Annotated in this window: 9 protein-coding genes; 3 read left to right on the forward strand and 6 right to left on the reverse strand. The window is 36.9% G+C overall.

Features of this window, described 5'->3' with window-relative positions; genetic code table 11:
- Window positions 1-22 precede the first annotated feature (22 nt).
- From ACL8WY_RS00890 to ACL8WY_RS00900, 3 genes are read right to left on the reverse strand one after another with little or no spacing between them, the layout of a single operon-like run.
- A complete protein-coding gene (locus ACL8WY_RS00890) occupies window positions 23-637 on the reverse strand; it encodes a hypothetical protein (RefSeq protein WP_436516377.1) in 615 nt (204 codons plus the stop codon).
- Window positions 634-2,655 carry a hypothetical protein gene (locus ACL8WY_RS00895; RefSeq protein WP_436516378.1) on the reverse strand — a complete coding sequence of 674 codons (2,022 nt, stop codon included), beginning with the start codon at window positions 2,653-2,655 and terminating at the stop codon, window positions 634-636. Before ACL8WY_RS00895 ends, ACL8WY_RS00890 begins: the two co-directional genes overlap by 4 nt.
- 14 nt (window positions 2,656-2,669) lie before the next feature.
- Window positions 2,670-4,013: a hypothetical protein gene (locus tag ACL8WY_RS00900; RefSeq protein ID WP_436516379.1), complete on the reverse strand. Its 1,344-nt coding sequence runs from the start codon at window positions 4,011-4,013 to the stop codon at window positions 2,670-2,672.
- Between the two features lie 198 nt (window positions 4,014-4,211).
- Here ACL8WY_RS00900 and ACL8WY_RS00905 point away from each other — a divergent pair, with 198 nt between their 5' ends.
- The gene (locus ACL8WY_RS00905; RefSeq protein ID WP_436516380.1) at window positions 4,212-6,734 is read left to right on the forward strand and encodes a DEAD/DEAH box helicase; all 2,523 of its coding nucleotides are present in this window, start codon (window positions 4,212-4,214) and stop codon (window positions 6,732-6,734) included.
- A 5-nt stretch (window positions 6,735-6,739) separates the two neighbouring features.
- Here ACL8WY_RS00905 and ACL8WY_RS00910 read toward each other — a convergent pair whose 3' ends face one another.
- Window positions 6,740-7,471, reverse strand: a complete 732-nt coding sequence (locus ACL8WY_RS00910) for a hypothetical protein (protein ID WP_436516381.1) — start codon at window positions 7,469-7,471, stop codon at window positions 6,740-6,742.
- A gap of 367 nt (window positions 7,472-7,838) precedes the next feature.
- Between ACL8WY_RS00910 and ACL8WY_RS00915 the strand changes: the two genes are divergently transcribed.
- A complete protein-coding gene (locus tag ACL8WY_RS00915) occupies window positions 7,839-8,651 on the forward strand; it encodes a hypothetical protein (RefSeq protein ID WP_436516382.1) in 813 nt (270 codons plus the stop codon).
- A gap of 1,411 nt (window positions 8,652-10,062) precedes the next feature.
- On the opposite strand, the gene ACL8WY_RS00920 is transcribed toward ACL8WY_RS00915, so the two are convergent.
- Both ACL8WY_RS00920 and ACL8WY_RS00925 read right to left on the reverse strand, forming a co-directional pair.
- Complete coding sequence (locus ACL8WY_RS00920; protein WP_436516383.1) at window positions 10,063-12,648, reverse strand: IPT/TIG domain-containing protein; 2,586 nt, start codon at window positions 12,646-12,648, stop codon at window positions 10,063-10,065.
- Window positions 12,645-13,829 carry a hypothetical protein gene (locus ACL8WY_RS00925; RefSeq protein WP_436516384.1) on the reverse strand — a complete coding sequence of 395 codons (1,185 nt, stop codon included), beginning with the start codon at window positions 13,827-13,829 and terminating at the stop codon, window positions 12,645-12,647. The genes ACL8WY_RS00920 and ACL8WY_RS00925 overlap by 4 nt, the downstream gene beginning before the upstream one ends.
- Before the next feature lie 91 nt (window positions 13,830-13,920).
- Between ACL8WY_RS00925 and ACL8WY_RS00930 the strand changes: the two genes are divergently transcribed.
- Window positions 13,921-14,994, forward strand: a complete 1,074-nt coding sequence (locus ACL8WY_RS00930; protein ID WP_436516385.1) for a porin family protein — start codon at window positions 13,921-13,923, stop codon at window positions 14,992-14,994.
- The last annotated feature ends 444 nt before the right edge of the window (window positions 14,995-15,438 follow it).

A 15,438-nucleotide genomic window follows, 5' to 3' on the forward strand; every position in this document is an offset into this window, starting at 1 on the left:
GTTATGGATATCTAAACCCACATTAAAAACTGGATTTAATACTGACTGTATCACTTTTAATTAACACCACTTTCTTCTTTTGAAGAACGCTAACACTTTTCACTGTATCAATATCAACACTGTCTGTAAGTGTATCAGTAAGTTCATCAATAATTGCTGCATAAAGTATCTCGACCTTATTCAAAGTATCGTTCTTCATTTGGGAGTATGAACGATAACCATCCCCACCATCCCCACCAGAGGATGCTACTTCTAAGCAATAAAAAGGAGTGCAGCTACTTTTATCCATCAGCATTAGGTACATAATATACGAGTAGTCATCAACTCTAATAAATGTCAAGAGATCACTTGACGGATTTCTCTCCATTGGATAATACCTAAAGTAATTCTCGTAATTATCCAAATTGTCTTTTAGGCAATTTGAAATAACTTCAACCAATGTTGAATCAGTAGTGTATCCATTTGGAGTTAAAACTTCGCTTATTAGTTCTTGGAGCGAGTCAAGCTTGAAATAGCTCAACTCACTCTCTGAAAAACCCTCAAAGCAAACATTACTTAAATCCATTTCTCTTTCCACTTTATTAGGAGTGGAACACGAGAATACGCTCATTAGCAAAATGATAATTAAAGTCCTCATTTCTTAATAATAACTTTTGGTGAAAATCCCTGCAAATGCAGATGATTATGATGCGTAGGAACGCCATAAAGTCTCATGTCAACATCTTTTGTATTCTTCATCAAGAACCCATCTTTTGTAGTATGCGACAGTATTGATTTAAAGCCAAACTTGTTAAAAGAGTTAACCATTGACTGGCTACCTCTTCTATCAAATTGTGAGTCAAAAACAGTTACTGGTCTTAATGTGCCATCTGATCTAGAATATCTTACATCAACATTACGACCATTTACGTGACTTAAAGAACCTCCTTTATGCACTCCTTTCCCTGGTTTACCACCCGACTCAGAACTCATGTTGCCAAGTTGAACGGTTGTTCCAGGGTTATTCTCTGTTATTTCGTTGATCGCTCCAAATAAGGCTGCCGCAGTTGTAGGCTGAACATATCTATCACCACCAGGCTCTTCATCTCCATATCTTGTAAAACCTTCGCCCCTTTCAGGAAATTTAACTAAGTCAGCTGAGCCATCTGCTGACTTTACTTTGTCAAGCTGCGCTACTTGCTTAGTACTGCCATCTTTATTTTCAACAAAAAATCTATCAAAATCATCATCGGTTTTGATAATTTCTATGCTTCCATCTTTTTTAGCAATTAAGTCATCCAACATCCCATCTGGATCGATTCTATTAATTGGATTGTTTTGGACGAAATTGTAAGGAGAAACATTTAACCTTTCATCGGCCAACGGATCAGGTGACATCCATCTGCTAATCACCTCTGGTTCTAAAGTAGCTTCTGAACGAACCGTGTCATAGGTTATGAAATGGGTGATAGAGTTCGACATTCTATTGAATACTACCGAGCCAATCTCAGTTGTTTCTTCCTGATCGAAGAATTCTTGGTACTTTCCTTTAGAGAGGGTTAAGGTTTTCACTTTATAACCATAGTCCTCAAAAGGTTGTGGTGCTTCAAAGGTGGTTCGCTCTGATTTATCATCCTGATCTCTTTCTTCTACATCCAATAACCAGTTTATGTACATGTCATCTGGCATCTTTCGATAGCCTAGTTTATGGATGTGTGCATATTGGGCTTGGATTTGATCGAATTGAGCCTTTAAGGTTGGATCATTCCATAAATCAGAAGGTGAATCTGCCCCATATTGATCCATTTTTTGCTCATATTGATTTTTGTGGATTTCAGCCTTTAGGATAAGGGCATTAACATAGTGTGGGTAGTATTCCAAGGCTTTGTCCAAACACTCTAACACAAATTCCTGATTGTGGTCTTCACCGTACTTCTTTTGATAGCCTTGGGCCAGGTCAACCAATGTGACTGCAACCGATTCCTTTTGGCTAAGTGTGTCCATATATACTGCATTGACAACTGCATCAAGTTTGATATAACCGGATGCCATTATCCATGAATCGGTAGGGAAATGACCAGTAGTCAACTCTGTGTTGTACATTCCATTTTGCATGGATCGGTGCTTTATATAGGTATGGTTAGGAGCCATTGCCAACCAGGCTTCTTCTCCTAGTTCCTCTACAATGATCTTGTACAAGAAGGGGAGCGAATGACAGTTTCCGGAGTTTGTAAACAAAGCTTTAGTTACAAACATCTTTGTCCAGTCCTGATCTCCATTAAAGTCCTCAAAATCGTACTCAAATGGAGTGCTTTCATATACCATGCTACTGTCAAGTGGAATAGAAAGTGGGTGCTTCAAGGTCATGAACGTGCCCCAGTATTTGGCAATCTTATCCCGATCGGGGTAATCATATTCCAGCGTGCCATTCTGAGCTACATAATTGGCAATTCCTGATAGGATTTCAATTTGTTGCTGAAAGGCATCATAGTCCTGGGTGTTGTTGAAAAAGGCATTTTCTGAAGTGAATACAGCTCGTTTGAAGCTGTAATCAATCTCACCATCCAACATGGCAGAGATTTCATTGTACGCCTTTTCATAGGGAGCTTCTACCTGTGGTTGTGCTAGCAACACGATTGGTAGGAGCAAGGTGATTAATGTGAGTGAACGGTTCATGACATTAAAAGTAGTTAATTATCTATTTGACCCATAAGGGTTCGCATTTTGATTTTGTGATTTTGTTTGTTCTGCTCCTCCTTCACGGAGTTAAGCCATCGTTCATATTGTTCCGGTGGCATATCCTGATAGCCCACACGCTCAATGAACTTTTGTGATCCAATCAATTGATTCTTTATATGTTGTGCTTTCTCATCACGCTCGAATTGCTCTTTCGTCAACCCGTTTTGCTTGTATTGTTGGATGACATAATTGAGGTTGTGATAATAGTAATTGTTAATGAGCTGATGAGGGGTGATGCTTTTTTGATTGTGCTCGTAAGAGAATCTTGCTGCGTCATATACAAAACCTTCCTGACCAAACTTTTTGGAATAGTAGATAGCCAGGTCACTCAGGCACTGAGCAATGACTTCCTTTTTGGTTAGTGGATGCATGTACATTTTGTTCTGAATGGATTCTGCTGTGATGTACCCGGATGCCTGAACAAATTGATCAGACGTTAAAGAGTGGTTGGTCAATTCCATATTGTGCCAATTGCCAAACTCATCCTGAAATTTGATGTATGAATGATTTGGTGCCAAAGCCATGTGTGTATCTGTTCCGGTTTGTTCTGCCAAAATCAAATAGAGTAGGGGAAGGGAGTGACATTGCCCAGCACCTTCATTCATCAGTTTGGATACAAACAAGTTGGCCGCATCTTCACGACCCCAAAAGTCATCAAAATCATAAAGTAGTGGATAAGATGTAACAGGGCCTTCATTGGGATAATCATATGTGAGCGTATCTGTAAAGAAGCTGAAAAGTGCCATGTTGCGAGCTACTTGATCATCAGGTTTGATATTATCGCTTTTCAGTTTATAACTAATGTGAGTCAGCATTTTCTGAATGCCATCCTGATAACCTTTCCATGAGAGGTTAGGATCATAGGCTGCTTCTGTGAGATAAACAGCTTTTGTTAAATCCAACTTTGATGAGTCAGTAAGCATCTCAGCAATTTGGTTGAATGCTTCATAGAAGCGCTCTCTGCCTTCAATGTTCGGTCCACGTCTTTCATATTGAATTTTAGGCATGGCGTTAACCGCATCATCAATGAGTTTATTGACCCGGTCTTTCCTGGCTTGTTCGGTAGCGACATGAGCATCAACTTCTGCCATGATCTGAGCATTTCTTTGCCGTTGATTCATGGCCGTAAACTGGTTCATTTGAAGCAGGTCTACCGTGGGAACCTGTGGAGCATATTTCTTTTGAGCCTCCGAAGTAAAATCGATATAGGGAAGATCAAATGAAGCAACCGGATTTTGCGAAAAGCAAAAGGAGGGAAGGGTGAGTATAAAAATATAGATGTAACGGGTGAGCATGGTTCCGGCTGTAAAGAACCATTATCTTTTAGATAAAGTCAATAGCTGGAATGTGGTAATTGATTTTGAATTATAAGTAAATCACAATTATTTCCATTTATCGTTCTACCGTCAACTGATAATTACCCGGAAACTGGTATTGCGATTAGTTAAAATCATACATAGTTTGTGGATTAATAGTCTATAACTCAATATTAGATGAATATTTTCAAAAAGAAACTGCAGGAAGAAGATCCGATAGGGCCCAGTTTCGAGCCTATCGAGTTGTTTCAATCACTTTATCATCAAGAAGGTTATTCATACCTTAGAGGAATTCAAGAAGAAGTTTTGAAGGAATGGCATGCTATACGAGACCAGAGAGATGTTTTGTGTAAAATGAATACTGGGTCTGGAAAGACACTGGTTAGCTTGTTAATGCTTTATTCTAAAATGATTGAGGGAGTTGGTCCAGGGCTATATGTATGCCCAGATAATCAACTTCTTAGTCAAGCAAAGAAACAGGCTTTCTTATATGGTATTCCAGTTTGCGAAATAGAACAACCTGGTAATAAGTTTCCAAACGATTTTCAAAATTCTAAAAGTATTTTACTGTGCACTTTCAATAAACTATTCAATTCTAGGTCAATTTTCGAAAGAGATAATTTACAGTTAGGTTCTATTGTTATAGATGATTCCCATGTATGTTTAGATATTTCCCGTAATAACACATCAATTGAATTACCATTTGGCAATAAACTCTGTGAAAGGATAGTAAACCTCTTTAGGGAAGATTTAAAATTTCAAGCACCAGGTACTTTCAACCGTCTAATCGATGGCGATCCTTATGCAAAGATTCTCAAAATACCTTACTGGTCATGGTTAGATAGAAACCAGGAATTGATTGAGTTAATTGGAGAGTTTAGTGAAGATGAAGAATTGTTGTTTAAATGGGGACTAATAGCAGATGATTTAAAAAGTTATGACTGCTTCTTAGGCCCCAAAGGAATTCAGATTGCCCCAAGCCATGTTCCATATCATAATGTCCGATCGTTTAATGAAGCTAAACACCGTTATATTCTTTCGGCCACATTTCAGGATCAAATTGATTTAATAAAAGATCTGGGAATCGATAAAGAGAGTATTAAAAATGCACTTGTTCCAAAGGATAGAAAGGACGTAGGCCAAAGGCTCATACTAGCGCCTCAAAGATTTGATACAAGAATTGCCGATGAGCAAATTATTAACCTAGCTAAAAGTTATGCCAATGATCATGGTAGGAATGTAGCAGTGCTAGTACCCTCATATGAACGTGCAAAACGATGGGGTGATATTGGTGCCACAGTTATTACTAATGATACTATTGATGAAGCAATAGATAAATTAAAAGAAGATAAAGGGCAATTCTATGTATTAGTAAATAGGTATGATGGAGTTGATTTAAACGGTGATATGTGTCGGGTACTAATACTAGATGGATATCCTGCATTTTCTTCGTATCAACAAGTTTATGCTGAAATAAGGCTAGAATCTGTTAAGGCTTCTCTAAAGGCACAAATCATTGAACAAGGTCTTGGAAGAGCTGTTAGATCAGGAAGTGATTATTGCGTAGTGATTCTTATGGGACAGGATTTGTTACAGTTTGTAGGGAACACAAACAACTTAAACTATTTCACACCAGTAACTAAGAAGCAACTTGAGTTGGGATTAACACTGCTGGATGAAGAGGATAGCACCAATTCAATGGATGTTATTAAGGAAACAGCAAGACTATGTTTAAATCAAGACGAAAGCTGGAGAAATTATCATTCAAATTTATTAGCAAGGCTTGATCCAAGTTCAGATATGGACAGGATCACGAGTAACCTTGAGGTTGCTGCGTTAGAGGCAGAAGCTCTTACAAAGTTTAGAAGGAGAGAACATCAAGAAGCATCAAATCATATACTTCAACGCATAGTTGATTCTGAAGAATTTACTCTTACAGAAAAACACCAAGCTTGGTATTTTGAGAAGGCTGCTCAATACTTATATCCAGAAAGTGTTTCTAAGTCTAATGATTTACAGATAAGATCGGCCGCCTTAGCCCCACATATGTTACAGCCCAAAAACGGTTATAAATACACTAAAATAAATGCAGGAAATGGACAAGCTGAACAAGTTTTGAGGTTTATTAAAAATTTCGAAAACCCACAGGATTTGCTCATATATATGGAAAATATACTAGGTGACCTGTTGTTTAGCCCGGATGTTCACCACACAAAATTTGAAAATGCGCTTGCTGAGGTTGGAAGATTCATTGGTTATCATGCTCAAGAACCAGAACTTGAATTTGGAAATGGCCCTGATGTACTCTGGGTCATGACAGACAATCACTATTTAATTCTTGAAGCTAAATCAAGGGCTATTCATAATGAAATTTCACGTGATAATATTGGTCAACTATTGCAGTCAGGTGAATGGTTTAAAAAGTTGTACGGTGAGGGAGCGCAACATCATTTGGTAACACTGCAACCACCGAACATCAAGGGTTGGAATGTAAACCCAAGTCAAAATACACGAGTCATAGATGAGACCTCCCTAAACTCTTTGAAGGAAAATGTTCGTCATTTTCTAAATGGTCTAATCAGTGCTGGAGGGAGTTCAGCGTCAATTAAGGAGATATCGAACTTGTTGCACACTCATAACCTAACTCCGAATGAGTTCCGAATGACATACTTGAAACCAGTTTTGACAAAAAAGAAGTAAGGTGCCTATTTTATTGTTATCAATTCTTGTTGAAAATCTTTGAGAATGAAGATTCTGTCAAAATCAGAATCTTCAAAGTCCTTCTGAAGCATATCAAATCTATAAGCCGTTGATTTATGTCCAAAGTTTGTGGTTAATAGGAGCCAGTTTTCTTGATAATTTCCAATATAAGAACGAAGCTTTTTTTCCTTTGACAGGATTGACTGACCAAAAGCATTTTGATCAATATGAGGAACCATGAATGCACCAAATGGCTGCCAAACATCCCAATTTAACTCATTTGAAACAGTCACTTCTCTAAAGAAATCATGAAAGTATGGCCATTCATTAATCTTAACCCTATATGTGCAATTCTCATTCTTGAGACAAACATCTAATACTATTTTAAATAATTCAGCTGCGTTTTTTTCAATAAATGCTGGGGTAAGTTTTACGTCTTCAGTAAGCGGACGAAATCTAACTAACACTCTTAGAAAATCTTTAAATCGCTTTTTTTTGAATTTTGCGTGGGCTTTTGAAACTACTTTTCTTTGAGCCTCTTCAAGAGCCTTTAGTTTCGGATTCATAATGTTTGTCATTTCAACAGATATTTTATTTCCGTTGAACGTCTCTATCCTGAAATCAGGAGGATCGTTATCAAGCTGAGTGACCTTTATTATTTCCAATTTAATATCTGGATGGTTGATAAAACGATTAAAGTAGTGTTCCTCTAACTCTTTTTTCGAAAGATTGCCCATAATCAGATATACTCCATAGATTTAGATATATGATTAAAGATAACTGCTAATGTTTAGGTATTGGTTTTATAACAAACGTGTAAAGGTTCAAAGATTTTTATCGAATAATTGGATTTGGCTAATTCCAATTATTCCATTCACGCTATCAATAATTCTTGGGGTTATGATTCGAAATGATTTAAACCTGAAATGGGATTGGTCTTACTGCGGTCTTACGGAAATGGCTGAATATCAAGACATACCTTTAAAGCTTTTTACTTTTTCTATAGCATTATTTACCATAATTCTGACAGTCTATCGTGTGAAGAAAGCTGACAAACAACTTACCCTTGCTGAATCCAACAACCTAAGGTCAAGCTATATTGAGTTGGAAAAAGTATTTAAGGATGATTTTAAAGTGATAGATATATCCTTAATTAAAAATCTCAATCATTTCTATCCTAATATGAATAGGGGAGTTATGGAGCTCGATTTTTGGGTTTCGTCAGGGTTTGAAGAAATAATCGAGATAATTGAGACGTGTAAAAACAAATGGGATTTTGGTGTAATTAGTGGATTCAAGCTACTTCCAATTTTAGCGAAGAATGATGAGTTAAAAGAATATCTTGTATTCAAGACTTCCTCCATTTTTTCAAATTTCCATGATCCACTAGAGCTTCGAGAAGATATTATCAAGCTTGCTGATGAGTATGTTAAATTAATTGAATTCCATTCTAATTTTCATCCTATTCTAGAGCCTAGTGAAATTAACTCGGTGAAAGATCTAATTGATGAGTTAAAGAATCAGTCTGTGGAGTTAAAAAAATTAAAAGACAAACTCTTGAAACTCTACTCTAAACATGAAAACTACGGACATTTAAAAGGTAACGAAAAGCTTGATCCTTTCGATGATGATGGAATATCAACTGAAGCAGAAGAAATTTTTTGGCATAATTACCTTCGTTGGCATAACAAAACAGGAAAGCCATCAAATCCCTATGATGCTTTTATTGAGGATAAGAATAATTGGGAAGATTTTGAGTTTTACAAAAGGCTCCAACAGTCTTTAGAGAATAAAAATTCGAATCTGAACAAGCATATTCAAATTAAGCAGAGCTTATTTAAAGGGATAAAAAAGAAGGGAAGTATAGAGAAGATATTCAGAAGTCAGGATTTTAAGAGGCTAGTCAAGATCAAATGAAATGACCAAAAACTCCCTAGAAAGGGAGCTTTGAGATGCCAATCTCATAGCGCATGAAACGGATATAATAATGGAAAATGCCATGATACCAATAGCCAGAAGCGCGATATGAGCTAGACGAATGCCTGACACAATAAAAATACCCACTGATAGGGCGGATACGCATGCGAAAACTGACAGCAGGCAACCGAACACGAAAACGCCTGTGAACTAAATAACGAGAGTCCATAATAAATAAAATAAAAGTGAAACCCTGGCAACCGCACCAGGGAAAGCAGTTTAATCGGAGGGTCTGAGGCAAATACAAGTGACCAAGCTGGTTTACGGTGTGATTGGTTTGAGTGATAGCTAAATAGGCTTGGATTCATTTTGCACTTGTCATTTCCTGAAGAGCAACCGGAACTTTGCTTTTCACTGTGGGGAATACCCAAGTGCCAATATTATGTTAAGTAGAGTTTATCAATCAGAAAGGCGGGTGGGTTGCCAAAACACCGGGCCAGCCTCCAGCCATGCGGGTTGAAGGTTTGTTTTGGCTTGATTTTTTGAATACTTTTTTATCTAAGAAAAAAGTATTTGCCAGCCCGGCACAAGGGCAATGCGAACACAACTGAAAGAAAGACAATTGGTGAGCCATTCTAATTTTGTTGGAAGCGTCAAAGAGATCCTACGTCATCATCAGCCTTGACGGCTTAATGATTGCTCAGGATGACGCTTGGGTTCGGCCTGTGCTGGTGGGCAAACGAGCGTTGGATAAAGCAAGTGTATCACAGACAATTTTCTAACGCCTGAGAATCGCGTAGAAGAATTGATCCTGTATGAATATCGTATATCGTGAAATGAGTCATCACAATTGCCTGGGATTCTTTTGCTGCTGAATGGCCAATATCCAGCCTTAGCTGGAAGCGGGTGGGCTGAAAGCAATTAATAAGGCGCTCGGCTCAGGGCAAGGCGTGCGATTGGATCGTGCGCTGGCCGAGCGGCTATTTAAAATAACATCTAATTATATAACACCTTAGCTAGAAGCACAGTCTAAAAACTTAGACTTTAGAAGCTCTACACGAACATACTCGCCGGCCTTGATGCCGGCTTAACATAATATGATTATATAATCTAAGCTGACAGATAATCGCCAAACAGCCACACAGCAATAAACTATAGCTTTGTTATATAATGGCCTGCGTTATGTTAATATAGCTTCGGTTCAGGGGTGGGATTAATAGTTTAGGGGTTTGGTCTAATTCATCAATCTGAAACAATCACATCTTTTCTTGGTAGGAACGAGCACTCTTTTGCCATTCCTCTCGAATGAGGAATTACCATTCCGCAGTGAGAGACGTTGGACAGGAGGGAAGGAGAGTGGCAAATGTGTGCGGAAGATGAAAGATAAATCCCACGCTTACTTTAATCTTAATCAAAAGTTTGGATCATATTTATAAAATTGGTGCCCAAAAGTTAATCCGTCTCCAAATAAAAGTCCATTGAAGGCAAAAGGAATTAAACCAATTCGATCTTCGGGATCAGTTATCTCAATGAGATTATTTGTAATAGGATTATACTCCATCAGTGTGGTAGTAAAAGAGTTAGGATATGGAATAAATCTGAAAGGAGCACCAAAGTCATAAACAGAATTATATGATTGAACAATCATATCAATTAGGTAGACCTTATTATCAAGGATCATCACATCGTTTATCCTATTTAGGCTAGAAGTTGTATAGTCAATCGTCCAGGTATCGCCTACTTCATCATAATGTGAAAAAACAGTTTGTCCAATATCTAAATCATAATAAACACAATATAGAATCCCGCTAACTATGTAGCTTTTAGGTGAAAAATAAGAGCCATCATCAATTTCATTATCTGACAAACTGGATTTAGGTGTCCATGAGTCAGATAAATGATCATACTCATACACGCTATTTGAAATCAAAAATCCTTTTTCATTAAAACTAATGCCATCATAGATATTTTTTTCAACATCAGGAATGTCATTAAGTTGAGCCCAGCTATTAACGGATGGATCAAACACCCAAAAATCCTTCTTTAGAACTGGTGGAGAAACCAGGTTAGGGTTACCAGAACCTCCTCTGACATAACCAGTACCATAGTAAATTTTACCATTTAAAACGAAACCAGTGCCATGATAGCGATTATTATCATTAAAACCACCAGCACCTGGAAATGAAGTAAGTTGAGTCCATTCCTCCGTATTAAAATCAAATTCATAGAGTGCCCTCGAGTGAGTGATTATATACCCTTTGCTTCCAATCTGAAAAGACTCGCTCCACCAACCAAAGTTCAGATTTTCAAGTAAAGACCAAGGCGCATCATATTGTAAGGTTAATTCATCGGTATTGAATGATCCAATTGAATTTGAGTAATTCAATGGTCTAATAATTTCTTCTGTAACTAAAGCATTGTCTAAAACTGATTCATTAATTCTAACCTGGATTGAGTTTTTAGAAGAGCTTACGATATCAAGATTTGAGCCATTGTATGAAACTGTGTTTAATGAAGAGTTTGGATTGAAATAGTCCCCATTTATTGTAATTAATGCATTGATATCACTTGTTAAATTGGTGCTGATGGAACTATATACTGGTAACTCTAATGTGAATGTTTGCTCTGTAATGTCATATCCCTTTCCGATTTGAATCTCTAATTGAGATGACACTGAACCTAATTCTTCTGGAATAACAATTGTCAATTCATCAGTAGAGCTAGCAGTCACCTCAGCCTGAACGCCACCAATTTTAACATCAATATCATTCGGGTTATTAGAGAAATTGTTTCCTGTTATAGTTACCTCAGTTCCCCAGGTACCTTGTGAAGGACTAATGAATTCTATTTCAGGGCCTAGGTAATAGAAATCATGGATATTGGATTCTAAATCAGCTACTTGAAGTTTAACCGTAATTGGATTTTTTACACCTTCTGGCACTTCTGCAATAATTTCATTATTGTCTGAAGTACGTACCGTAGCTGAAGTTTCGTTAAAGAATATTTCGATTACCTCTGAAAGAAAACTGAAATTCGCACCTGACAATATAACCTCATCATTGTAGTATGCCGACTCAGGTGAAATGTCATTAATAATAGGACTAAGAATCTCAAGAGATTCACTTAATACTTCTTGGTCAACCGAGTTCTTTATTGATATTGAGAAATTTTGTGGAACAACCGGAATTATAAGCTTTATAAGATTGCTATCGGCGACTATAGGATCGAGTTTGACACCATTTATACTAATATTAGTTAAGGTCTTGTCAAGACCAAAGTAGCTACCTACAATTTGAACGGTATCTCCGTAAACAAGCTGTTTTTTAGAAACTGATTTGATTTTTGGTGAAATGAAGTTAAGTGGTATATCATATTCAGCTATATTTCCTTGAGTGGACACTTTTACAACAGGGTTAGCATCTTCAATTGAATTTGGTACGGTTATTTTTATTACTGTATCTGATAATGCCACGATAGGAGCAATGGCTTCCCCAAGCTTTACCTCATTTTGAGAAATAAGATAACTAAAGCCTCTGCCTTTAATTTCAATCGTGTCTAAATAAAAAATATCAGTAGGAGTAACTTCCACAATATTTGGGGCTAGGCTGCCTAAACTCACAAAGGAAATATTCTCTCCGTAAACAATAAAATCATTTGTTTCAACAAAAGCTCGGACGAAATAAGATACTCCCTCTTTTAATGTGGTTTCTATTGTTTCCGAGAATTTCTCAGATTGTATGTTTTCAGAATAGATAACTCGATCACTACTTTCTATAGTCGGACTTTCATTTTCACTCCATACAAATCCGAAATTTATTATCTCGAATTCACCACGAAATATTATTTCAGCATTGAATCTCGCTCCGTCCGCGGTGATTTCAGAAACTGAGAGAGTCCTTAATCTTGGATAATTTCTGCTGGTGATATCTTCTTCGTCACATTTAACAAGTAATGCTAACAAGGAGACAAAGAAGATATTTCTGAATATGATCTTCATTTTTTATATAGGATAAGATTCAATGAGATTCGGTTGTTGTTTGCAGTGAAGCCGTTTGTTTTATTAAGTGTAGACATCTGAAAATATCGAATAGCTAAACTCCCTTTGAATTTTTGATAGGATTTAAGAATTCCAATTCCTCCCCAATACCCAATTTGATTATCATTTACTTCAAATGCTGAACTTTCAGGGAAAGTATTCACTACATTTCCATTGACTTGTTCACTTAAAAGCCTGGTGTCCGACCTGAGATGATAATCGTAATTAATGCCTCCTTGAAGATAAAGTCCGTATTTCTTTTCAGGAAAGGAATACTTAAGTGAAAGTGGAATGGATAAGGTAGTTAAATCAATGAAGGTATCATGATATTGAGTTGATGATCCCTCCAATTCTACCAATGATGAGTAGCTGGATTTCAAGAAATGAAGTTCTCCTTGAAAAGCTATTTTTTCTGCGATTCTAGGAGAAGAAATAGCAATAAGTACTCCAACCGAAGGATCAATAGAGTTGTATGTATTATCCAAATACGCAAATGATCCCGACGAGATGGTGGTTATTTCAGATCTTGATAAACCTAAAGTTGCTCCAAAATCAAACTGTGTCCAGGGCTTGCTTGCCTTGAACTCAGTGAATTCTGAGCCTTTACAACTGTTGTATTTTAATATGAACCTCGTTAAGCTTTTTTCATCAAGCTTGAGACTTGCAATACTGCTAGTCGAGTTTTTCAAACAATCACCAGTTAAGTAATTGAGAATACCACGCCATCTACTTGTTTCTCTTGTTCCAATTTTACCATCGATCTCCACCTCTTCAACAATTGATTCCAAGTCATATAAAGAAGTATCCTTCTTTATATGGTACTTGTCTCTCGACCTGTACAAGCTAATGTCTCCATCAACGAGAACTTCTACAAAAGAGCCTTCAATTATTTGAGAAGAGAAGAATTTATCGTTGATATATCCAAATCCTTTTATTTGACTTGAGAAATACTCTCTTTCACCTTCTTCACTTTTGAAAATGCACGATTCATAATTCTTTGAGTTAGAACGATAATCCGCCTGTCCTTGAATAGTATCGTTATCATTGGTTATGATATACCCATTTCTAAAATCGTTTTGTCCAAATGAATTAGAAAGAGAAATTAGTATAACTATTAAAGTTAAATTGAACTTTTTGCTCATAATGCAATGATATATCCAAAAAGTATAAAGAGAGAAGTGAAACAAACTGAATTATATTATTAGATATATTCGCAATCCTAAATAACGCTAAATGAGGCTCTATCCATTAATTTTTTCGGTACTAATATCATTCAAGATCTTTGGGCAAGATATTGAATTCAGGGAGTACATCGTAATAAGGGATTCATCAAAATATGTTCAAGGAGAGGTATTTTATGATAAAGCTAATCCTAACACACTGAATTTTAGAAAATTCAAAAATGATCCTATTAAGGAATTCAATTCTAGTGAAATATTGGAATTCAGGACAAAAGACGGTTCTGTCTATTCAAGTGAATTAATAAGGGGCGAGTATCAGTTTTTAAAACAATTGATCACAGATGAGAATGCGTTGTTGCTTCTGGAAAAGAGAAGAAAGAGTAATCAGATTTTCTATATGAAAAATAGCACATTGCTTGAACTCCAAAGAGAATCACTTAAGCATCAAATAAAAGCTATTATCGGTAATAAACGCTATGGCAGTCAAATTGCTAAAGGAACAAAGTACAATGAGCTCTCAATATCCAGAGCAGTTACTTACAGCAATTCGGATAAGGGTTTATATCCAAAAGCCAGGTATGGAGTTCTTGCAGGTTTGAATGGAAAAAGTATTGAACTTGAGTCAGATAAAACCTTAAGTTTCGAATCTGTTAGTGTCTTGAGTTATGGAGCATTTGTTGATCTTCCGATAGGTGTATTTTCACAATTTTCCACAAGAGTAGAAATTCAATTTTCTGAAAGCAGTCATTCACTCTTTATTGATGAGGGAACTACGGCTGACTATCTAGCAAAGATTCAATCAATTAGTTTACCTGTTCTGCTGAGATATAGATTTAACTCAAATAATAGAATCAATTTTTTCAGCAACCTAGGTCCTAACTTTAAGTACAATTTTGTATCCAGTAATCAGATTATTACAGTATCTGAAAGTCCAAGAGTTATTGGAATCGAAGAACTCATTGTTCCAGATCAAATGCTTGGTGGAGCTGTAGGGGCAGGAGTAGAGTACTCCTTATCCTATGGAAAGGATTTGGGTTTTGAAGTAAGGTATCAGCACTTGGTCAGCACTGAGGAAGTTAAAATGACTGAAAGCGCTTTTCAGGTGATTTGCACCTTCAATTTTTAAGCATGAAAAAGTACAATACCATATTAATTAGTTTGATCATTTTAATATTGATTAGGACAGATGTATGGTGAGCTGTGTCAAAACGGAGCATTGGCCAGCAAGTGTTTTACAGGCAAATTCCTAATCGCTGAGAATCGCGTATTTGAAATTGAACTGATCAATCGTACGGATAACGAAAAATAGAACGATACACTTTGCCTGGAAATCTCTTGCGTTTGGGCTGGTAATTCCGCTAGAGCGGAAAAGAGCGTTGGGTAAACTATTAATAGGCGCTGGGCCAGGGCAAAGGTGTGCGATGGCCAGGATCGCCTGAGCGATCGTGCGATGGCGCAGCGGCTATTTAATATAACGGCTAATTATATAACACCTCAGCTAGAAGCACAATCTCAAAGTTTAAACTTTAGAAGCACTGCACGTAAATACTCGCCAGGCCGATAGGCATGG

This window comes from Ekhidna algicida (assembly GCF_051379705.1).
Taxonomy (GTDB): domain Bacteria; phylum Bacteroidota; class Bacteroidia; order Cytophagales; family Cyclobacteriaceae; genus Ekhidna.